Below are 23025 nucleotides of genomic sequence, written 5' to 3' on the forward strand. Positions count from 1 at the left end.
ACGGCATGCAGCAGTTGATTGAATCGGTAGGCGCGCTTTCTCCCGAGAAACGCAAGGCGCTGGCGATTCTACTGGGCAAACAGGGCATTAACCTTTATGGCATCGCGCCGATTTTTCGGCGCACCGAAGGTGAACCGCTGCTTTTGTCTTATGCCCAGGAGCGGCAGTGGTTTCTCTGGCAGATGGAGCCGGACAGCGCGGCGTACCACATTCCCACGGCGTTGCGCTTGCGCGGTGCCCTGGACATGGCGGTACTGCAGCGCAGTTTCGATACGCTGATCGAGCGTCACGAAAGTCTGCGCACCGGGTTTGCCCGAGGTGATCAGGACAAGGCCATTCAGCTGATCAAGGCGCCGTTTGCCTTGCAGATCGAGGTTCGCGAGCTTGAGGGCGAAGTCGATGAGCCGCGTTTGCGCGCGGCCATCGAAGCCGAAATTGCCCGCCCGTTCGATCTCGAACAGGACACCTTGCTGCGCGTTTGCCTGCTGCGGCTGGCACCGGACGATCACGTTCTGGTGATGGTGCAACATCACATCATTTCCGATGGCTGGTCGATGCAAGTGATGGTCGGCGAACTGATCGAGCTCTATGCCGGGTTCAGTCAGGGCGTACCGGCCACGCTGGCACCGTTGCCGATCCAGTACGCCGATTTCGCCCAGTGGCAACGCAGCTGGATGGACGCCGGTGAGCGCGAACGGCAATTGAGCTATTGGGTCGAGCATCTGGGTTCGGATCCGGGCGTGCTGGAACTGCCGGCCGATCACCCACGCCCGCTGGTGCAAAGCTATCGCGGTGCACGTCTGGATATGCAGCTGGACGCCGCGTTGAGCAAAGGCCTGCAAGATCTTGCGCGTCGTGAAGGCGTGACGATGTTCATGCTGTTGCTGGCAGCGTTCCAGACCTTGCTGCATCGCTACAGCGGTCAGGACGACATTCGCATCGGCGTGCCGATTGCCAACCGCAACCGTGCGGAAACCGAAGGGCTGATCGGCTTTTTCGTCAACACCCAGGTCTTGCGTGCCACCCTCGACAGCAGCATGACGTTCAGCGCCTTGCTGGCCCAGGCCAGGCAATCGGCGCTGGGCGCCCAGGCGCATCAGGATCTGCCGTTCGAGCAATTGGTCGAAGCCCTGGCGCCGGAGCGCAGCCTGAGCCGCAGCCCGTTGTTCCAGGTGATGTTCAACCACCAGAGTGGCGCGCGGCAGGCCGGACAGGCCATGCAACTGCCGGGGCTTGCCGTTGAAAGTGTGAACTGGGACAGCCTCACGGCGCAGTTCGACCTGACCCTGGAAACCCATGAATCGCCGGAAGGCGTGTGGGCCTCGCTGATCTATGCCACGGACCTGTTTGAAGCGGCGTCCATCGAGCGTATGGGCAGGCATTTGCAGACGTTGCTCAAGGCTATCGTCAGCGATGCGCAACAACGTGTCGGCGAGTTGCCATTGCTCGATGCCCGTGAGCGGCAGGTATTGCTGCACGACTGGAACCCCGTGGACGCACCGTTTGCCAGCGATCTGTGCATTCATCAGTTGATCGCTCGTCAGGCGATTCGGACCCCGGATGCGCGGGCGGTGACCTTTGCCGAGCGGCATCTGACCTATGCTCAGCTTGAAGCACGGGCCAACCCGTTGGCGCATGCCTTGATCGAGCGAGGCGTCGGCCCGGAGGTGCGCGTCGGTGTGGCGATGCAGCGCTCGGAGAATCTGCTGATCGCGCTGCTGGCCGTGCTCAAGGCCGGGGGCGTGTACGTGCCGCTGGATCCGGATTACCCGGCCGATCGCGTCGCCTACATGCTCGAAGACAGCCGCGCGCTGTGCCTGCTGACCGAACGGGAGGTCGCCGCCAGTCTGGCGATTGCGGCGGACACCGACGTGCTGCTGATGGACAACGCCGCCGATGATTTCGCCGCGTACCCGGCGCATGCACCGCAAACACGCGTGTCCGCCGACAACCTTGCGTATGTGATTTACACCTCCGGTTCGACCGGCAAACCGAAAGGCGTGGCGATTGCCCATCGCAACGTACTGGCGCTGATCGACTGGTCGCAATCGGTGTACAGCCGCGACGATATTCAAGGCGTGCTGGCCTCGACGTCGGTGTGTTTCGACCTGTCGGTGTGGGAGCTGTTTGTCACCCTGGCCAACGGTGGTTCGCTGATCATCGCCCGTAATGCCCTGGAATTGCCGCAGTTGCCGGCCCGCGATCAGGTGCGCCTGATCAACACCGTACCGTCGGCGATTGCCGCCCTGCAACGCAGCGGCGAGATCCCGCCGAGCGTGCGCATCATCAATCTGGCCGGCGAGCCGCTCAAGCAGTCGCTGGTCGACACCTTGTATGCGCAACCGACGGTCGAACACGTTTTCGACCTGTACGGCCCGTCGGAAGACACCACCTATTCGACCTGGACACGGCGCACGGCCGGTGGCCAGCCAAGCATCGGCCGGCCGCTGAAACACACCGCCAGCTATGTCCTTGATGGCGAGCTGCAACCGGTGCCGCAAGGCGTCGCCGCCGAACTGTATCTGGCCGGTGCCGGCATCACCCGCGGTTATCTGGCACGGCCGGCGTTGACCGCGGAAAAGTATCTGCCGAACCCGTTCGGCGCTCCGGGCGAGCGTTTCTACCGCACCGGTGACCTGACGCGTTATCAGGCTGACGGCAACCTGCAATACGTCGGGCGTATCGACCATCAGGTCAAGGTGCGTGGTTTTCGCATCGAGCTGGGCGAGATCGAAGCGCGTCTGCTGCAACAAGACACGGTGCGCGAACTGGCGGTGCTGGCGCAGGAAGGCGCGAGCGGTCAGCAATTGGTCGCCTACATCGTGCCGAGCGCTGCGCTGGGTAACGCCGAAGAACGAGCGCGGCTGCGTGAAGTGCTCAAGGCCGGCCTGCGCGAGCACCTGCCGGAATACATGGTGCCGGCGCACTTGCTGTTCCTTGAACAACTGCCGCTGACGCCCAACGGCAAGCTCGATCGCAAGGCTTTGCCCAAACCTGACGCAGCGCTCGAGCAGCACACCTATCTGGCGCCGGGCAACGACAACGAACGGCAGTTGTGCGAGATCTGGCAAGCCGTGCTCGGGCTGGAGCAGGTAGGCGTCACGGATAACTTCTTTGCCCTTGGCGGCGACTCGATCATCTCCATTCAGGTGGTCAGCCGTGCACGTCAGGCCGGCCTGCGGATCACCCCCAAGGATCTGTTCCAGTACCAGACTGTGCAAGGTCTGGCCCGGGTCGCTCAGCGGGGTGAAGCGGCGTTCAGCATCGAGCAGGGCGCTGTCACCGGCAACACGCCGTTGCTGCCGTTCCAGCAACGATTCTTCGAACTGGCGATTCCCGAGCGGCAGCGCTGGAACCAGTCGTTGCTGCTGAAACCTTCCCAGGCCATTGACGCCAGTGTCCTCGAGCAGGCCTTGCAGGCATTGGTTGCGCATCACGATGCCTTGCGCCTGAGCTTCAGCGAAGGCGCTGAAGGCTGGACGGCCACGCACCGCGCGCCGGATAACCGGCCGTTGCTGCAACAGGCGGGCGTGCAGCACACCGACGAAATCGAAGCGGTGTGCGACGCCGCGCAAGGCAGCCTCGATCTGCAAGACGGCCCGCTGTTGCGCGCGGTGCTGTTGAATGTGGCTGACGGCAGCCAGCGCTTGTTGCTGGCGATCCACCACCTGGTGGTCGACGGTGTGTCCTGGCGCGTGTTGCTGGAAGATTTGCAGAATGCCTGCGAGCAGGCGCAAAGCGGCCAGGGGATCAAGCTCGCGGCCAAGACCAGCCCGTTCAAGGACTGGGCGCAACGTCTGCAAACATTCGCCACCGGCGAGCTGCACGACGAACTGACGTGGTGGGCCGGACAGTTGGGCGAGGCGCCCGCCGATCTTCCCTGCGACAACCCCGCGGCGAGCCTGCAAAACCGTCACGCGGTGAGCGTGGAAACCCGCCTGAATGCGGATCAGACCCGCCAACTGTTGCAGCAGGCGCCCGCCGCCTATCGCACGCAGATCAACGATGTGCTGCTGACAGCACTGGCGCGGGTGATCTGCCGCTGGACCGGTCAGGCCTCGACCCTGATCCAACTCGAAGGTCATGGCCGTGAAGAACTGTTCGACGACATCGACCTGAGCCGCACCGTTGGTTGGTTCACCAGCCTGTTCCCGGTGCGTCTGACCCCGGCCGTGGGCCTGGCCGACTCGCTCAAGTCAGTCAAGGAACAACTGCGTGGCGTACCGAACAAGGGCCTGGGTTTTGGTGCCCTGCGTTACCTGGGCGATGAACACGCGCGACAGACGCTCGCCGCGCAGCCGGTCCCGCGCATTACCTTCAACTACCTGGGCCAGTTCGACAGCCAGTTCGACGAGGCCGCGCTGTTTGTGCCCGCCAGTGAAAGCACCGGCCGCGAACAGAGTTCGCTGGCACCGCTGGCGAACTGGCTGGACATCAACGGCAAGGTCTATGGTGGTGAGCTCAACCTCAGCTGGTCGTTCAGCCACGAAATGTTCAATCAGGCGACGATCCAGCGTCTGGCTGACGACTATGCGCAAGAACTCAATGCGCTGATCGCCCATTGCTGTGAAGCGCACAACCGCGGTGTGACGCCGTCGGACTTCCCGCTGGCTGAGCTGACTCAGGCGCAGCTCGATACGCTGATCTCGGATCCGCAAGCGGTGGACAACGTTTATCCGCTGTCGCCGATGCAGCAGGGCATGCTCTTCCACACCCTGTACGAGCAAGGTTCGGGGGATTACATCAACCAGATGCGGGTGTCGGTGGAAGGGCTTGATGTCGAGCGTTTCCGTCAGGCCTGGCAAGCGGCGCTGGAGTCCCATGACATTCTGCGCACACGGTTTGTCTGGGGAGGGGAGCAGGCCCAGCCGCTGCAGATCGTCGAACGCTCGGCCACGCTGCCGTTCACCGTTCACGACTGGCGCGGCCAGCCGGGCGAAGCGCTGGATGCGCTGGCCGAGGCCGAGCGCAACCGTCCGTTCGATCTAAACGAGGTGCCGTTGTTGCGCCTGGTGGTGGTGCGCACCGCGCAAGACCGTCACGAACTGCTCTACACCAGTCACCACATTTTGCTGGACGGCTGGAGCAACTCGCAGTTGCTCGGTGAAGTGCTGCAGCGCTATGCCGGGCAAGTCCCTGCAACGCCCATTGGCCGCTACAGCGATTACATCGCCTGGCTGCAGCGTCAGGACAGTCAGCTCAGCGAGCAATTCTGGCTTGAGCGTCTGGCTCAATTCGATGAGCCAACCCGTCTGGCCCAGGGTTTGGCGGATCGTTCGGCGAGCGCCGAGGGCGGTTCCGGACAATATCAGCAGTGGATCGACTCCACTGGCACGTTGCGCTTGAGCGAGTTTGCCCGTCAGCAAAAAGTCACCCTTAACACCCTGGTGCAGGCGGCGTGGCTGTTGCTGTTGCAACGTTACACCGGGCAACCGACCGTGGCCTTCGGCGCCACTGTGTCGGGACGTCCGGCCAACCTGCCGGGGGTCGAGCAGCAGGTCGGCCTGTTCATCAACACCTTGCCGGTGATTGCCCGTCCGGAACCGCAACTGACGGTCAGCCAGTGGCTGCAAACCGTGCAGGAACTCAACATCGCCCTGCGTGATTTCGAACACACGCCACTGGCCGATATCCAGCGCTGGTCGGGGCAGGGCAGCGACGGCCTGTTCGACAACCTGTTGGTGTTCGAGAACTACCCGATCTCCGAAGCGCTGGAGCAAGGCTCGTCGCTGGGCCTGAAGTTCGGCGCGGTCGACACCCGTGAACAAACCAATTTCCCGCTGACGGTCGGGGTCAACCTCGGCGAAACCCTCTCGGTGCATTACAGCTTTGCCGCCGCCCGTTTCAGCCCGGACTCCATTGTGCGTTTGCACGCGCAACTGGCCTCGCTGCTGGAGCAGTTCGTACAGTCGGCGAATGCGCGTCTCGGCGCGTTGACCCTGCTCAGCGGTGAAGAGCAGCGTCGATTGCAGGAAAACAATCGTGCGCAACCGTGCACGGATCCGTTGCTGGTGCATCAGCGCATCGCGGTGATTGCGGCGCAGCAGGCGCAACAGGAAGCCGTGCGTTGTGGCGATCAGGCGTTGACCTTCGCCGAGCTTGAAAGCCACGCCAATCGCCTCGCGCATGTGCTGATCAATGAAGGCGTCGGGCCGGAAGTGCGCGTCGGCGTAGCCCTGCCGCGCAGCCCATCGATGCTGGTGGCCTTGCTCGCGGTGCTCAAGGCCGGCGGCGCCTATGTGCCGCTGGATGCCAGTTATCCGCGCGAGCGCCTGGCCTATCTGATCGAAGACTCGGGCATCGCGCTGTTGCTCAGCGATTCGCAACTGCGTCCTCGGTTGCCACTGAGCGCCGGAGTGCGTGCCCTGGATCTGGACACGTTGTCGACTGCCGAATGGCCAGACGTTGCGCCGCAGGTCGAGGTACACGCGCAAAACCTGGCTTACGTGATTTACACCTCGGGTTCCACCGGCCAGCCCAAGGGTGTGTGCGTGGAGCACGGACCGCTGGCGATGCATTGCCAGGCCATCGGCCAGCGCTATGAAATGACCCCGGACGATTGCGAGCTGCACTTCATGTCGTTCGCGTTCGACGGCGCTCATGAACGCTGGTTGACCCCGCTGACCCATGGCTCGCGGCTGTTGCTGCGCGATGACAGTCTGTGGAGCCCGGAGCAGACCTACACCGCCATGCAACAACACGGCGTGACGGTGGCGGCGTTCCCGCCGGTGTACTTGCAGCAATTGGCCGGGCACGCCGAACAGGTCGGCCAGCCGCCCGCGGTGCGGATCTACTGTTTCGGCGGCGATGCCGTGCCCAACGACAGTTTCGAGCGGGCGCGTGCGGCGCTGGCGCCGCAGTACATCATCAACGGTTACGGGCCGACCGAAACCGTGGTCACCCCATTGATCTGGAAGGCCGGGCGGAATGACGCATGCGGCGCAGCCTATGCACCGATCGGCACGCGGATCGGCGACCGCAGCACCTGTGTGCTCAGCGCTGACCTCAATGCGTTGCCCCAGGGCGTGATGGGCGAGCTGTATCTGGGCGGCACCGGGCTGGCCCGGGGTTATCTGGATCGTCCGGCGATGACCGCTGAGCGCTTTGTACCCGATCCGTTCGGGGCGCCGGGCAGTCGTCTGTACCGCAGCGGTGACCTGGTGCGTGAGCGCGCCGATGGCGTGTTCGACTATCAGGGCCGCGTCGATAACCAGGTGAAAATCCGTGGTTTCCGCATCGAACTGGGCGAAATCGAAGCGCGTCTGCTGGAACTGAGCAGCGTGCGCGAAGCCGTGGTGCTGGCGCATGCCGGGCCAAGCGGCAAGCAACTGGTGGCCTATCTGGTCCCGACACAACCGGTGGCAGACGCACATCTGGCTGAATGGCGCGACAGCGTGCGCAACGCTCTCAAGGAGAGTCTGCCAACGCACATGGTGCCGGCGCACTTGATGGTGCTGGCGCACCTGCCGCTGACCCCGAACGGCAAACTGGACCGCAAGGCGCTGCCTGCACCGGACGCCAGTCTGCTGCAGAACAGCTACGTGGCGCCGCGCAATGAAATGGAGCAACGTATCGCCACGATCTGGGCCGATGCGCTGCGCCTTGAGCAGGTCAGCGCCACGGACAATTTCTTCGAGCTGGGCGGCGATTCGATCATCTCGATTCAAGTAGTCGGCCGTGCGCGGCAGGCCGGTATCCAGTTCACGCCCAAGGATCTGTTCCAGCACCAGACCGTGCAGGCACTGGCGGCGGTAGCACAGTCGGGCGGCACGGTGCTGAGCATCGGCCAGGGGCCGGTCAGCGGTGCGACGCCGTTGTTGCCGTCCCAGCAATGGTTCTTCGCCAGCGAGATCCCCGAGCGGCATCACTGGAACCAGTCGTTGCTGCTCAAACCGGCGATGACGCTGCACGCCGAGACCGTTGCGCAGGTGCTCCAGGCACTGGTTGCGCATCACGATGCCTTGCGCCTGTCGTTCATTGAAACGACTGACGGCTGGACAGCCACTCACCGCCCGATCGAGCCTGTGCAAGCACTGCTCTGGCAGCGCACGCTGACGGATTCGGCTGCAATCGAAGTGCTCTGTCAGCAGGCCCAGGGCAGTCTCGATCTGCACGACGGTCCGCTGCTGCGCGGCGTGCTGTTCGATCTGCCGGATCAGACTCAGCGCTTGTTGCTGGTGGTGCATCACCTGGTGGTCGACGGTGTCTCCTGGCGGATCCTGCTGGAAGATCTGCAAACCGCATTCAGCCAGATCCAGGCCGGGCGCGAGGTCGCGTTGCCGGCCAAGACCAGCGCCTTCAAAACCTGGGCCGAGCGCCTGCAGGCGCACACCGTCAGCCTCGATGACCAACAGGCCTTCTGGCGTGGGCATTTGCAGGGGGCGACCGCCACGTTGCCGTGCGAGCGCCCGGACGGCAGCCTGGAAAACCGCTACGCGCAAAGTGTGCAGACGCGCCTTGCCCCTGAACTGACCAGACAACTGTTGCAACAGGCCCCGGCGGCTTATCGCACGCAGGTCAACGACTTGCTGCTGACCGCACTGGCCCGGGTCATCAGTCGCTGGAACGGACAGGCCTCAGCCCTTATTCAACTGGAAGGACATGGTCGTGAAGACCTGTTCGACGACATCGATCTGAGCCGCACCGTTGGCTGGTTCACCAGCGTGTTCCCGGTGCACCTGACCCCGGCCAGCGGTTTCGCTGATTCGATCAAGCAGATCAAGGAGCAACTGCGTGCGATTCCCGACAAGGGCATCGGTTTTGGCGCCTTGCGTTATCTGGGCGATGCCTCGGCGCGTGAGGCTCTGGCAGAACTGCCCACGCCGAAAATCACCTTCAATTACCTCGGCCAGTTCGATAGCCAGTTCGACGAAGCCGCGCTGTTCCTGCCGGCCGGCGAAAGTGCCGGCAGTGACCTCAGCGATCGCGCCCCACTGGGTAACTGGCTGTCGGTCAATGGTCAGGTGTATGGCGGTGAACTGAGCCTGTCGTGGAGCTTCAGCGAGCAGATGTTCGACACCGCGACCGTGCAGGCAGTGGCCGATGAATACGGGCGTGAACTGACCGCGCTGATCGAACACTGCGTGGCCCCGGGCAACCACGGCCTGACGCCGTCGGACTTCCCGCTGGCAGCGCTGGACCAGACGCGTCTGGACGGTTTGCCGGTGCCGGTCGCGGACATCGAAGACATCTATCCGTTGTCGCCGATGCAGCAGGGCATGTTGTTCCATACCTTGTCCGATGACGGCGACGATCTCTACGTCAACCAGCTCAACCTGACGGTGGAAGGCCTCGATATCGAGCGCTTCCGTGCCGCGTGGGAATGCGTGGTGGAGCGCCACGAAATTCTGCGCACGTCGTTCCATTGGCAAGACAGCCAGGCCTCACCGGTGCAGGTCGTCCACCGTCAGGGCATTGTTGACCTGCAAGCACTGGACACGCCGATGGATGAGGCGCAACTCGCCGAGTTTGCCCGTCAGCAGCGGGTTCAGGGCTTTGCGCTGGACCGCATGCCGTTGCAACGCACGCGCCTGATTCGGCTGGATGCCGACAAGTACCAGTTGATCTGGACCAGCCATCACATCCTGATGGACGGCTGGAGCAGTTCGCAGTTGTTCGGCGAGGTACTGCAGCACTACGCCACCGGCCAGGTCGAAGGCGAAAGCGGTCGGTATCGCGACTTTATCGCGTGGTTGCAGCAACAGGATTCGGCGCAGCTCGAGCAATTCTGGCGCGGCCACTTGCAGACGCTGGTCGAACCGACCGCGTTGAGCCAGGCGATGCACCCGCGTCACGAATCCGCCGAGCACGGCCACCAGGCGTTGTACACCCGTTGGGATGCGCAGCAGACCGCCTTGTTGCAGCAGCATTGCCGGGCTCAGGGCATCACCGCCAACACGTTGATTCAAGGCGCATGGTTGCTGCTGTTGCAGCGCTACACCGGTCAGCACAGCGTGGCGTTTGGTGCCACCGTGGCCGGGCGCCCGGAGGGATTGCCGAATGCCGGCAGCATGCTGGGGCTGTTCATCAACACCTTGCCGGTGATCCAGACCCTCGATCCGGCGCAGCCGCTGAATGCCTGGCTGAGCAATCTGCAGGCCTATAACCTCGATCTGCGTGAACATGCTCACGCACCACTGGCGGACATTCAGCGCTGGTCGGGGCAGGGCGGGCAAGCCTTGTTCGACAGCATCATCGTGTTCGAGAACTACCCGATCGACCAGCGTCTGGAACAGGCACCGGGCGGCCTGCGTTTCGGCACCTCGGCCAGCCATGACGTGACCAACTTCCCGATGGACCTGGCCGTGCATCTTGGCGAAGAGTTCTCCATCGAGTACCTGTTCCTGCGTGATCGGTTCAGTGTCGAAGCGGTCGAGCGGATCCGCCAGACCATGGAAGTGCTGCTGCACAGCATGATGCAGCAGCCGACGGAGCGACTGGGCAACCTGCAGCGTCTGGCCGCGCCACAATGGCAGGCCTTGCAGCAGTGGGGCGCAGAACCGGCGGCGGTGCACAACCGTGAGCTGTTGCCGGCGATGATTGCTGCGCAACGGCCTGAGGCCATTGCCGCCGAATGTGGTGACGAGCAGTTGAGCTATGCGCAACTCGAGCACCGGTCCAACCAGCTGGCGCATCATTTGATCGCGGCAGGTGCCGGTCCGGAAGTCCTGATCGGTGTCGCTCTGGAACGTTCGCTCGACATGCTGGTGGCCTTGCTCGCCGTGTTCAAAAGCGGCGCTGCCTACGTGCCGCTGGACATCGACTATCCAGCCGATCGCCTGGCCTTCATGATTGAAGACTCCGGCATGCGTCAGATGATCAGCCGTGGCGCCGCCAGCCAGCGTTTGCCGCTGCCGGCGAATTTGCCATTGCTTGATCTGGATCTTTTCGATGGCAGTCAGTACCCGAACACGGCGCCGCGGGTGCAGACCTGTGAGGACAGCCTCGCCTATCTGATCTACACCTCGGGTTCCACCGGTTTGCCCAAAGGTGTGGCGGTAACCCACGGACCGCTGAGCATGCATTGCCAGGCAATCCGCGAGTTGTACGAAATGGACGCCAGCACGCGCGAATTGCACTTCATGTCGTTTGCTTTCGACGGCGCCCATGAACGCTGGCTGACCACCCTGGCCTTTGGCGGCACGCTGGTGCTGCGCGATCATGAACTGTGGACACCGGAGCAGACCAGTCACGCCTTGCTCAACCGTTCGATCGATATCGCCTGCTTCCCGCCGGCCTACCTCAAACAGGTGGCCGAGTACGTCGAGGCCAGCGGTATGGCCGTGCCGAAGGTGCGCATTTATTGCCTGGGGGGGGACGCGGTGCCGGAGCAGACCCTGGCGCAGGTGCGCCGCGTGTTGCAGCCGCAGTTCATCACCAACGGTTACGGCCCGACCGAAACCGTGGTCACGCCGATGCTCTGGAAAGCGCCGAATGATGAGGCCTGTGCGGCTGCCTATGCGCCGATCGGGCGAGTGGTCGGTCAACGCTCGCTGTGGGTTCTGGACGACGATCTCAATCCGCTGCCACAAGACTTGTCCGGCCAGTTGTATATCGGAGGCTACGGGGTTGCCCGTGGTTACCATGGCCGTGCGGCGATCACCGCCGAGCGCTTCGTGCCGGATCCATTCGGCGCGCCGGGCAGTCGACTGTACCGCAGCGGTGACCTGGTGCGCCTGCGCCATGACGGCATCCTCGATTACGTCGGCCGCGCCGACCATCAAGTGAAGATTCGCGGTTTCCGCATCGAGCTGGGTGAAATCGAAGCCTGCCTGCGCGCTCAGGAAGGTGTCACCGACGCTGTGGTCATCGCCCGTGACGGCGTCTCCGGCAAGCAGTTGATCGGCTATGTGGTCAGCAGCGACGACAACGTCGGGGATCGTCTGAAGACCCTGTTGCGCGCACAGTTGCCCGAATACATGGTGCCGCTGCAGATCATGGCTCTGGCGCGCCTGCCGATTTCGCCGAACGGCAAACTGGATCGCAAGGCGCTGCCGCAGCCCGAGTTTTGCGCCGATCAATATCAGGCGCCGCGCAACGCGCAGGAAACCTGGCTGGCCGATATCTGGGCCGACGTGCTGCAAGTGGAGCAGGTTGGCATCAGCGACAACTTCTTCGAGTTGGGCGGTGATTCGATTCTCAGCCTGCAGGTGATTTCCCGGGCGCGGAACCATCCGCAACTGAAACTGGACATCAAGCTGCGTGACCTCATGCGCTTCCAGACCATTGGCAACCTGTTCGACCAGCAAGCAGTCACCCGCTCGAGCCAGGCTGGCGACAGCAGCCACGTAGCACAGGCGGGTGCGTTTGGATTGTTGCCGATCCAGGAGTGGTTCTTCGCCGAGGGCATGAGCGAACCGCATCATTTCAACCAGGCAATGATGCTGCGTTCGCGCCAGGCGCTGGATGCCCCGGCGCTGGAGCAGACGCTGCGGTTGATGCTGGCCCAGCATGATTCGTTGCGGCTGCGCTTCTATCAGGATCAGGGCCGCTGGTTGCAGCACTATCAAACGTTGCAGGACAGCCTGCGCAGCGCCGAGCACAAGCCGTTGCTGTGGCAGCGTGAGATCAGCGACATCGAGCAACTCGACGCACTGGTCAACGAAGCCCAGCGCAGCCTCAACCTGCTCGACGGGCCACTGATGCGCGGCCTGCTGGTGAATCTGCCGGACGGCGAGGTGCGCCTGCTGCTGGTGGTGCATCACCTGGTGATCGATGCGGTGTCGTGGCGGGTGTTCCTGCAAGACTTGCAACTGGCCTACGAGGCGTTCAGTCAGGGCCGCGAGCCGCAACTGGCGCAGCGCACCAGCAGCTATCGCGCCTGGGCCGATGGCCTGGCGGCGCAGGTGCCGGCACTGGTCGAGCAAGAGCTGGATTATTGGCTCGGACAGCTGGATCAGCCGGGCAAGGATCTGCCGTGTGACAACCCGCGCGGCAAGAACCTGGTGCGTTTTCGCGAAGAAACGTTCATGGGCCTCGACGCCACCCGCACCGGGCAACTGCTCAAACAGGCGCCAGCGGTATACGGCACGCAGATCAACGACCTGCTGCTGACCGCGCTCGGTCGGGTGCTGTGTCGCTGGAGCGAGGCCGAGTCGGTGCTGGTGCAACTGGAAGGGCACGGTCGTGAGGATCTGGTCGACGGGCTGGACCTGAGCCGCACCCTCGGCTGGTTCACCACCATGTTCCCGATACGGCTGGCGCCGCTGGCGGAGCAGGATTTCGGCGCATCGATCCTGGCGGTACGCGAGCAGTTGGCGGCGGTGCCGCAGAAAGGCGTCGGCTACGGCGCGCTGCGCTACATGGCCGATGCGTCGGTGCAACAGCGTCTGGCGGCGTTGCCACAGGCGCGGCTGACCTTCAACTACCTGGGGCAGTTCGACCAGACCTTTGACGAGCAGGCGATGCTGATGCCGGCGGACGAGCACATCGGCGACGTCTATAGCCTGGATGCCAACCTCGGCAACTGGCTGGAAATCGTCGGTCAGGTGTTCGACGGCAAACTGTCGATGCGTTGCATGTACAGCACCCGTCGCTTCCGCCCTGGCACCATCGAGACCTTGATGCAGCAGTATCAGGCCGAGCTGGAAGCGTTGGTCGACCATTGCCTGCAACAGTCGGCGCGTTGAGCCGGTCTTTAACTTTTTGAGAGGGCCGGTGCGCATTGTGTGCATCGGCCCGGGATGTGGTGCATGTCATTGAATTCGGAAGTAGCGGCGTTTCTTGATCTGGTCGAAGACAGTCAGAACGGCGCGTTTCACCAAGGGACACCTGAGCAGGCCCGTGAGGCGTTCGAGCGGTCCTCGCAACAGATGCGCTGGGACGTGCCGGATGTCGAAGTGAGTGAGGTGCGACATCTTGCCCGCGACGGCGCTGAGCTGACCCTGCGGCTGTACCGTCCGTTGCACAGGGGTGGTGTCCTGCCGGTGCTGCTGTTTTTGCACGGCGGTGGTTTTGTGGTCGGCAGCCTCGATTCCCACGACGGTATTTGCCGGGAATTCTGCGCGCGCACGCCGTGTGCAGTGCTGTCGGTCGGCTACCGCCGCGCGCCGGAACACAAATTCCCGGTGGCGTTGCACGATTGCGCCGATGCACTGGATTGGCTGCGCGAACAGGCCGGCGAATTCGATCTCGACCTGTCGCGCCTGGTGTTTGGCGGCGACAGCGTCGGCGCCACGCTGGCGACCGTGCTGGCGCTTGAGGCGCGCGCGCCCGGCGCGCTGAAACCGTGCCTGCAATTGCTGTGCTACCCGGTAACCGACGCCTCGCAGCGCCGTGAATCGATGGACCTGCTCGGCGAAGGTTATCTGCTGGAAAGCGATACCCTGGAATGGTTCTACCAACACTACGCCCGCCGCCTCGAGGATCGCCGCGACTGGCGTTTCTCGCCACTGCTGAGCACCGACCTTGCCGGCGCCGCACCGGCCTACGTCGCCCTGGCAGGCTTCGACCCGCTGGTGGACGAAGGCCGCGCCTACGCCGAACGTCTGGCCAGCGCCGGAGGATTGCTTGAATGCCGAGAGTTCAGTAGCCACGTGCATGACTTCCTGCGCATGCGCATGGTCACGCAAGAGGTGGAGGCGATCTATCAGGAACTGGTGAGCGTGCTGCGCACCGTGATGTATCCGGAAACGGTCTGATCCGACTTGGCCTGATGTGCGCGTCCACACACCAGGCCATCAACACCCGTCTACGTTGGAGCGGGCTTGCTCGCTAAGAGGGCGCCTCTGAAAGCGCGTTTCAGGAACTGACTATTGCGGTTTGAAACCTGGTTTTCCGTTGGCGGCCCGTTGTTTGGGTGTGTTGATTCTGATGTTTTCAATGTCGTAGACCTCACCACCATTGGAGATGTATTTCGTGTGGTGTAGTTCGAATTTGACCCTGCCTTTTTGCCTGTCTGCTTTTCGAGCAAATTTTGTAGTGCCGTTAAACCTTCATCCAAAAAAAAAGCGCCCCGGTCTGGCCGGGGCGCTTTTTGTGTTGCAGCGGTTAAATCAGAACGTGTACTTGAAGCCGGTCATGATGTTGCGCGGTGCGCCGTACATGCCGTGGTCGCCGGCGTAGCTGAGGTATTCGCGGTCGAATACGTTGTTCAGGTTGACCGAGGCGCTGAGGTTTTTGCTGATGTCGTAACGCGCCAGCAGGTTGGTGACGGCGTAGCTGCCTTGCTGGAAGGTATGCAGGTCGGCACCGGTCTTGCTCTGCCAGTTCACACCGCCGCCAACGGTGACTTTGTCCAGGATGCCCGGCAGGCGATAGCTGGTGAAGGTCTTGAGGCTGTGACGGGGCAGGGTGGTGACGATGCGCTGGTCATCGGCATCGGTGCTGACTGCATAGGCGTAACCGGCAGACGCTTGCCAGCCTTCGGCCAGTTCGCCATCAAGGGTGAATTCGGCACCCTTGGTGGTGGTGCCCTGTTCGGATTTGTAGGTGTTGCCGCCCGGGGTGTCGATCCAGATCGCCAGGTTGTCCTGCTCGATCTTGAACAGCGCGAAGCTGGAGTTCAGCTTGCCATCGAAGTGGCTGCCCTTGACGCCGACTTCGTAGCCGGTGCCTTCCATCGGGTCCAGAGGCTTGTTGTTGATGTCGCGTACCCAGGACGATTGCGGGTTGAAGATCTTGGTGTAGCTGGCATACAGCGACCAGGTGTCGTTGACGTCGTAGACCACACCCGCGTAAGGAATGTAGACACCGGTTTCCGATTCCTTGGTCTTGGTTTCTGCACCGCCGTACGGCTTGTCTTCGATGTCGCGATGCCAGTCGACCACGCGGCTGCCGAGCAGGATGCTCAGGTCATCAGTGGCGCGCAGGCGGGTGGCCAGGTAAGCGGCGTATTGAGTTTCATCGACGGTGGATTTGCCGGTGACGTTGAATTCGGGTTTGACCGAGTCGCCGTTCCAGTTCAGCAGGTTGTCGATGGCGCCGGCAGGGGAGCCGGAGTAGTCGTATTTCCAGCTGCCGTAGTTCGGCACGTTTTCGTTGTATTGCGACAGGGTCACACCGGCGATCAACTCATGCTCGCGACCCAGCAGGCCGAACGGGCCGGTCAGGTAGGCGTCGATGTTGTTCTGGCGCGGGGTACCGGAGAAGCGCACCGGCAGTTGGGTCGTGCCGCTGCCGTCCGGGTTCAGGCCACCGTTGACGTAGTTGAAGACCTCGTCGAATTTGTTCTCGGAGTGAGTGAATTCAACCTTGCCGCTCCAGCCATTGCCGAACTGTTGTTCGATCGAGGTGAAGAAGCTGGTTTGTTCGTGATCGTTATACGACCAGGTCTGCGCCGAGTTCAGCGAACGGCTGAGGTTGGTGCGCGAGCCATCGGTGAAGCGGGTTGGCAGGCCCGAACGCATTGGCGAATCGACGTCGGTGCGCTGGTAGCTGAAACCCATGGTCAGCAGCGTGTCTTCGCTCAGGTCGAATTCAGTGATGCCGTACATCAGCTGCGAATCTTGCTTGTAGCGGTCAATCCAGGATTGTTCGGTCTTGAAGTCGCCGACCAGACGGCCACGGATGTTGCCGGTTTCGGTCAGCGGCCCGGAGACATCGAAACCGGTGCCGTAGCGATCCCAGTTGCCGGCTTCAGCGGTGACGCTGGCCTGAGCTTCGGCAGTCGGACGCTTGCGGATCAGGTTGATGGTGGCCGAAGGGCTGCCCAGGCCGCTGATCAAACCGGTGGCGCCACGCACCACTTCCACACGGTCGTACATCGCCATGCTCTGGGTGTAGTTGTCCATGCGCTTGACGGTCGGCACGCCGTCGATTTCGAAGTTCTGGATCTCGAAACCACGGGAGAAGTAACCGTCGGACTCTGCGCCCTGGCCGTCACGCAGCACAATGATGCCCGGTGTGGCGTCGAGGGTGTCGCTGAGGTTGGTCAGACGCTGGTCGTCGAGGCGCTGACGGGTCATGACGGTCAGTGACTGCGGGGTTTCCTTGGGTGTCAGGTTCAGGCGCGTCGAGCTGCTGGACGAGTACGTGGTGTACAGCCCGGAGCCTTCAGTGGTCGACCCCGGCGCCTTGCCGGAAATCGATACCGCGCCCAGCTCCAGTGCGTTTCCCGCGCCTGCACCGGTGGCCGGCACCAGCGAAACGGAGTTGCCGGTCAGTTGATAGGTCATGCCGCTCCCCAGCAGCAAGTTGTCCAGTGCCTGTTTCGGCTCCAGGTGCCCGGATACCGCGTTCGAGTTCAGGCCAGCCAGGGATTCCGGGCTGTAGAGAATCTGCAGATTGGCTTGTTGCCCCAGCTGTTGCAGTGCTCGGGACAGCGGTTGCGCAGGGATGTTGACGTCGACCGGCGTCGCTTGAACCTGGGTGCTGCCCAACAGCATCAGCGTCAGCAGAGCACCTGACAGCATTGCGCCACGCGGATTGCGGCGGGAGATGGCCTCGGCCAGAGGGGTGCGGGACAACTTTAAGGCTTGCATTTGCTCGGGATGCTCCTGAAGTGCGAGTGCAGTTTTATTAGTTAATGATAATTAGACGCAACACTGCGTAAAAACCGGAAAAATCCCGCGAACCGCGAAAGTCTCTGCTATCGCGCGAAGGCGGGATCAGCTCATCCCTGAGCGGTTGGCGTATCAGGCCGGGTTGAGCGCGGTTTTGACTTTGCCGGCATCCATGCGCACCAACTGGTCGGCGACATCGAAATAACGGTCATCGTGGGAGATCACGATGATGGTCTTGCCCAGGCGTTTGAGATCGGGCAGCAGCTCGGTGTAGAAGATCCGGCGGAAGGTCGGGTCCTGATCCGCGGCCCATTCGTCGAACACCAGCACCGGGCGCTCCTCCAGCCACGCATTGACCAGCGCCAGACGCTTGCGCTGGCCGGTGGACAGGTCGGTGGTGGTGAAGCTGCCGTCCTGCACGCTGACCTTGTGGGCGATTTCCAGGCGTTGCAGGTATTTGTTGGCGTCGTCGGGAATGTGCGTATCGCCTTGCACCACGTCATCGAACAGGTAGTAGTCGGCAAACACCGTGGTGAACAACTGGCGGTAATCGTCGCGGGTGAGGGCAGTCACGCATTCGCCGTTGAGACGGATTTCTCCTTGTTGTGGCGGATACAGGCCCAGCAGCAGTTTGATCAGGGTGGTCTTGCCGCAGCCGTTTTCGCCGACGATGAATACGATGTCGCCTTGTTCGATCTTCAGGTTCACCGGCCCCAGCGTGAACGGCTTGGCCTCGCCCACGGCCGGGAAGGCGTAGCGCACGTCCTTGAGTTCCAGGCTCTGCACCGGCTCGGCTTTCTTGCCCTGATCGCTGAGCAACAGATGCGGCTCGGGCGAGGAGAACTGCGCCGACAGTTCAGCGATGCGGCGGAAGGCAATCTGCGCGCGGCTGACCACCGGCAACGTGCCGACCAGGTGTTCCAGCGGACCTTTCATGTACAGCAGCACCAGGACGAAACCGCTCATCACGGTTTTGTCAGCGCTGGGCCAGAACGATTGCAGGGCCAGCGCCAGACCGATGACCACAAAGAACAGCATCGAGCCGAAACTCTTGGCAATCACGAACGTGTTGATCGATTTGATCTGGGTCTTGCAGATGAAATCGGCCGTGCCCTTGATGCCACTGTTGAACATACGCTGGCGGCGCGGGCGGTGTATGCGCAGTTCCTTGGCGCCTTCGGCAATCGCGTTGTAGTGCTTTTGCAGTTCGTCTTCAGCGTCACGGGCGGCGAAGAAACCCTTGATCCCGCGACCTTGGGCGAAGTACTGGATGCCAGTGCCGATCAGGATCGCCACGACCATGATCAGGAACATTGGCCACGACAGCATCGCCAGGTACCCCATGCAACCGAGGGTCACGGTCAGCGAGATGGCCAGTGGCGCGAAGGCGAAGGCGAAGTCACTGATGGTGTCGACGTCGTGGGTCAGCACCGGTATCAGGCGATGGCTGCGATAGCGTTCAATCTGTTCGATCGGTGCCGACAGCACTTTCTCGCCCAGCTGTTTGCGCAGGGTGGCGATGATGTGCTGGCCGACATAGTTGGTGCCGATGTCCGAGCAGATCGAGCTGAGCAGCGCCAGCACGCACAGGCCACCGAACAGCGCGACCACGCCTTGGGTCAGGCCGGATTCGGAGTGCAGCGCGTTATTGATGGTGGCCAGCAGGACCGTAACACTCAGGCCACCGACCATACCCAGAATGACCGACAGTGCGACGACGAGCCGAAAAGGTTTGAGTAGGGTGAACAATTCATGAATTGCACCGCGCGTAGGCTGGGTCATGACAGGACAGTTCCTTGGGTCGTAAGGCAGATACCCTGTAGAACGTCTGATCCGGAGCTTAATTTAGACGGTCGCCGACTGGCGGCGACCGTGGGGAGAGCAGAAGCGTTACTGCGGATTACAACTCACGCACGACACGGAAACCGATCCAGTCGCCGCGGGTCTTCGGATCGATGTCGTTGCGGTTGCCCGAACGAGAGAATACCGGCGCTTCCCCCCAGTCATTGCCACGAATGCGCAGGGTGTCGCAGTTGGGTTCAAGCCACGCGCTGCCATCGGTTGGCGCACCCTTATAGTCCGGGTGATAGCAGTCTTCGACCCATTCATAGACATTGCCGTGCATGTCATACAGGCCAAAGGCGTTGGCCGGGTAGCTGCCCACCGGTGAGCTGAAGCTGTAACCGTCCGCCGGGCCGTAGGTGTTGGCGTGTTTGGCGATGCTATAGCCTTTGCCCTCGTCGAACGGGAAGGGAAAAGGGCCTTTGGATCCTGCCCGGGCACCGTATTCGCGCTGGGCTTCACTGAGCATGCTGTACTTCTGCCCGGTTTTTTTCGACAGCCAGGCGACGTAGTTCTTGATGTCCTGGAAATCCATGCACACCGCCGGCTGACGCGGGGTTTGCGGATAGCGCGGTTTGCTGGCGATGCACTCGCGACCGGGGCGCGTGTCGCCGTTGGCGATCACTGCACCGCTCTGGCGAATGTAGCTGTCCCATTCACCGGCGGTGATCTGGAAGCGGCTCATGGCGAAGGGTTTGGCGAAGGTTACTTCATGCATCGGGCCTTCGTCAGGTTCGCGGCCCACTTCATCCTCAGGCGTGCCCATGGTAAAGGTGCCGGCCGGGAGTACGACCATTTCCGGGCAGTCTTTGCAGTCCTTGAATACCTTACCCGCGGCGGGCGGTGTCGCGGCCTGTGCGGCAGTCGGCAGCAGACCGGTCATGAGGGCGGCGAGGGCCAGTGCCTTGAGCGCGTTGGCGCCGTGGGCAGGGGGCAACAGATCACGTTTCATGAGTCATCTCGTTTAAAGGAAAGCGGGGTGTCAGAGCTGTTTGTCGAGTACGGCCATGAAACGCTCGATGTCGTTTTCGCTGTTCAGCAGGCCGGGGGCGATGCGGATCACCGGGCCGACGTCGCGCTCTACCGCGTCACACACCACGCGGTTTTGCATGAGCTGGGCGGCGACCTGTTCGCAGTCGCGATCCTTGATCCGGAAGAAGGTAAAACCGGCAGACAAATCGGCGCTGCGGGGTGTCACCAGTTCAATCGAGCGGTGTTCCAGCAAGCGGTTCTTGGCGTAGGTGTTGAGTTCGTGAATGCGCGTTTGCACCTCGCGTTTGCCCAGCGCCAAATGCAGCTTGAACGCTTCGTCCAGTGCCCAGCGGTGTTCGAAACTGTGATACCCGCCGGGGGTCATGATGGTCGAGAACGTGGTGGCCTCGGAAAAGGTCGGGATGGTCGGGGTGACGTCCTTGAGTTCACTGGAACGTGCGCAAATGATCCCGGTACCGCGGGGGCCGAACATCCACTTGTGGGTGCCGGCGATAAAGAAGTCGCAATGCATGTCGGGGAAGTCGAGGTCATCGACACCGAAACCATGCACGCCGTCGACGACGTACAGGATGCGATCCTTTTCCTCGCGCTGGCGATTGTGCTGATCCACCAGTTTGCCGATCTCGCCGATCGGCAGTTTCACGCCGCTGCCCGATTGCACCCAGGTCATGCCCAATACGCGTGTTTCGCGGCGAATGCCTTTGTCGATGTTGCTCAGCACTTCGTCGACGGACACTTTGGCGCTGCTGTCGAACAACTTCAGTTTGCGCACCTTTACGCCATCTTTCTGTTGGCGATAACCCAAGGTGTAATTCGTCGAGTAATGTTCGTGTTCGGTGGTGAGGATTTCCTGATCGGCGCATACATGAATGCCGCCATAGATCAGCGCCAGACCTTCGGTGGTGCTGCCGGTGAGAGCAATCTGCTCGGGCTTGGCCTTGAGGTAGCGACCGGCCCATTCGCGCACGGCTTGCTCGCGCTTTTCGCTTTCACCCAGATCCCAATCCATCGCACGTCCGGGGTTGCGGTCGAGGGTTGCGCGGTAACGCTCGATGGCTTCGCGCACCGGGCGCGGATGGGAGGTCACGAGGAAGTTGGCGAAATGCAGGTAATCCGGGTCCTGATCGAACAGCTGGCGCAATTGCGCCCATTTGTTTCCGGCGGGCGGTTGTGGATTGGCGGCGCCGGCCGGCAGGTTGACGGCAGCGCCCAAGGGCAGGCCGGCGGCAAGGATGCCGGCCTGTTTGAGGAAAGAACGACGGTTGGTCATGAGATCAGATCGCTTGTTCGAAGAGGTGTCAGCGGTTGACCACAGGCCTGGAGGATTTTTGTACCTGTTCCCAGACCCGCAAGAAGTTGCCGCCCCACAATTTGGCGATGTCGGCCTCGCTGTAGCCACGCGAGATCAGCTCGGCGGTTACGTTGCGCGCTTCGCTGACGTCCTTCCAGCCATCCAGGCCGCCGCCATCGTTGAAGTCGGAACTGATGCCGACATGGTCGATACCGATTTTCTTCACGGCGTAATCAATGGCGTCACCGAAGTCCTTGAGGTTGGCCTTGGGTTCTTCGTCGACGATTGAATAGAGCTGGCCGGCGTACTCGCCAAAGCGTTGTTCCGGCCACACAGTGATGATCGGGTCGCCAGGCATCAAGGCCATTTCCAGGCCCTGCAGCGGCTGCAGATCAAACTTCGCACGCAACGCGTTGAGCTTGTCCTGGGTGGCCTGGCTCAACGGGCGCAGGTAAGTCGGGAAACCGACAATCTGCACGACGCCGCCGCTGTTCTTGATCAGTTGCATTTCCTGGTCGCTGATATTGCGCGGGATATCCACCAGCGCCCGGGGAGCCGAATGGGAGGCCACGATCGGTGCGCGGCTCAGCTGTGCGACTTGTTCCAGGGCCTTGGTCGACATCTGCGAGACGTCGATGATCACGCCCAGATCGTTGAGCCGATGCACGGCCTGTTTGCCAATGTCCGACAGACCGCCAAGCGCATCGCGGGTGTCATTGAAAAACGGCAGGGGGCGCGAAGAGTCGGCCCAGTCGTTGTTGCCCACGTAACTGAAGCCGAACATGCGCATGCCGCGTGCGGCCCACTTGTCCAGGGCGTTGAGATCGTTGCCCAGTGGATAGGCGTTGAGCATGCTGATGAAAATCGCAAACTTGCCTTCGCCATGCAGGCGGCGGAAATCGTCCGGGGTGTAGGCGATGGCGACCTGATTGGGGAAATCGCGGACCAGGGTGCTGATGATCTTGTAGCGGGTTTCCTGTTCGAAGCGGGCCTCTTCTACAAAACCGGCGGTGGGACGGTGTGGCGCGTTGGCGCCGTTCCAGATTTCCGGCCAGCCGAAGATCGTCAGGGCGGCACCGGACAGGCGCCCGCGGGCGGTTTTCACCAGATCGAACTGGCCGCTGCCATCCTTGTCGGCTTCGTTGCCGGCTGTGCCGAAATCCAGCGGCACGGTGATGTGGCTATCGAACGAAATGATCCGATCCTGCAACTCATCGGCTTGCTGCATGACTTTGACCGGGTAGCCGGGATTGTCCTTGAACCAGTGTTCCCAGACCGCAAAGCCTGCGGCAGCGCTGATCGCCAGGGCCAGCGGCAGGCCAATGTAAAGAGCCTTTTTCGAACGTGGTGTTGTCATTGCCATCTCAGTCAGGTTCGCCGTCGAGTTGCGGGCGCAGGGGCCTTCGCTATTTGGGTGGAACGACTGGGCAGCCGGGTAATTTAGGCCTGGCTGAAAAG

At 62.2% G+C, this 23025-nt stretch carries 7 protein-coding genes and 1 pseudogene; 2 read left to right on the top strand and 6 right to left on the bottom strand.

What is annotated here, in order from left to right; genetic code table 11:
* Positions 1 to 5: 5 nt before the first annotated feature.
* Positions 6 to 13628 carry a non-ribosomal peptide synthetase gene (locus tag CAF76_RS10090; protein ID WP_085649016.1) on the top strand — a complete coding sequence of 4541 codons (13623 nt, stop codon included), beginning with the start codon at positions 6 to 8 and terminating at the stop codon, positions 13626 to 13628.
* A 63-nt stretch (positions 13629 to 13691) separates the two neighbouring features.
* A complete protein-coding gene (locus CAF76_RS10095; RefSeq protein WP_085649015.1) occupies positions 13692 to 14639 on the top strand; it encodes an alpha/beta hydrolase in 948 nt (315 codons plus the stop codon).
* A 111-nt stretch (positions 14640 to 14750) separates the two neighbouring features.
* Here CAF76_RS10095 and CAF76_RS29000 read toward each other — a convergent pair.
* The 6 genes and pseudogenes from CAF76_RS29000 to pvdM form a co-directional block, all read right to left on the bottom strand.
* A pseudogene (locus tag CAF76_RS29000) lies at positions 14751 to 14915 on the bottom strand (hypothetical protein); the annotation flags it as partial.
* Between the two features lie 78 nt (positions 14916 to 14993).
* Positions 14994 to 17420 carry a TonB-dependent receptor gene (locus CAF76_RS10100; protein ID WP_085649014.1) on the bottom strand — a complete coding sequence of 809 codons (2427 nt, stop codon included), beginning with the start codon at positions 17418 to 17420 and terminating at the stop codon, positions 14994 to 14996.
* A 153-nt stretch (positions 17421 to 17573) separates the two neighbouring features.
* Entirely contained in the window at positions 17574 to 19223 is a 1650-nt protein-coding gene (locus tag CAF76_RS10105; protein WP_064594771.1) for a cyclic peptide export ABC transporter, read from the bottom strand.
* A 118-nt stretch (positions 19224 to 19341) separates the two neighbouring features.
* Positions 19342 to 20235, bottom strand: coding sequence for a formylglycine-generating enzyme family protein (locus CAF76_RS10110; RefSeq protein WP_064594772.1), 894 nt, complete (start codon positions 20233 to 20235; stop codon positions 19342 to 19344).
* A gap of 30 nt (positions 20236 to 20265) precedes the next feature.
* On the bottom strand, positions 20266 to 21546 hold the full coding sequence (locus CAF76_RS10115) for an aminotransferase class V-fold PLP-dependent enzyme (protein ID WP_085649013.1): 1281 nt from the start codon (positions 21544 to 21546) through the stop codon (positions 20266 to 20268).
* Positions 21547 to 21574: 28 nt separating this feature from the next.
* A complete protein-coding gene (pvdM, locus tag CAF76_RS10120) occupies positions 21575 to 22924 on the bottom strand; it encodes a pyoverdine-tailoring dipeptidase-like protein PvdM (protein WP_064594775.1) in 1350 nt (449 codons plus the stop codon).
* Positions 22925 to 23025 lie beyond the last annotated feature (101 nt).

Origin of the sequence: Pseudomonas sp. B40(2017) (genome assembly GCF_002112855.1) — a bacterium.
Taxonomy (GTDB): Bacteria; Pseudomonadota; Gammaproteobacteria; order Pseudomonadales; family Pseudomonadaceae; genus Aquipseudomonas; species Aquipseudomonas pharyngis.

What these genes read in the sequence shown, in the direction of transcription:
- CAF76_RS10095 (WP_085649015.1), top strand. Translation starts at nt 13,692, where the DNA reads ATGTCATTGAATTCGGAAGTAGCGGCGTTTCTTGATCTGGTCGAAGAC.
- CAF76_RS10090 (WP_085649016.1), top strand. Translation starts at nt 6, where the DNA reads ATGCAGCAGTTGATTGAATCGGTAGGCGCGCTTTCTCCCGAGAAACGC.
- CAF76_RS10115 (WP_085649013.1), bottom strand. Translation starts at nt 21,546, where the DNA reads ATGACCAACCGTCGTTCTTTCCTCAAACAGGCCGGCATCCTTGCCGCC.
- CAF76_RS10100 (WP_085649014.1), bottom strand. Translation starts at nt 17,420, where the DNA reads ATGCAAGCCTTAAAGTTGTCCCGCACCCCTCTGGCCGAGGCCATCTCC.
- CAF76_RS10110 (WP_064594772.1), bottom strand. Translation starts at nt 20,235, where the DNA reads ATGAAACGTGATCTGTTGCCCCCTGCCCACGGCGCCAACGCGCTCAAG.
- pvdM (WP_064594775.1), bottom strand. Translation starts at nt 22,924, where the DNA reads ATGACAACACCACGTTCGAAAAAGGCTCTTTACATTGGCCTGCCGCTG.
- CAF76_RS10105 (WP_064594771.1), bottom strand. Translation starts at nt 19,223, where the DNA reads ATGACCCAGCCTACGCGCGGTGCAATTCATGAATTGTTCACCCTACTC.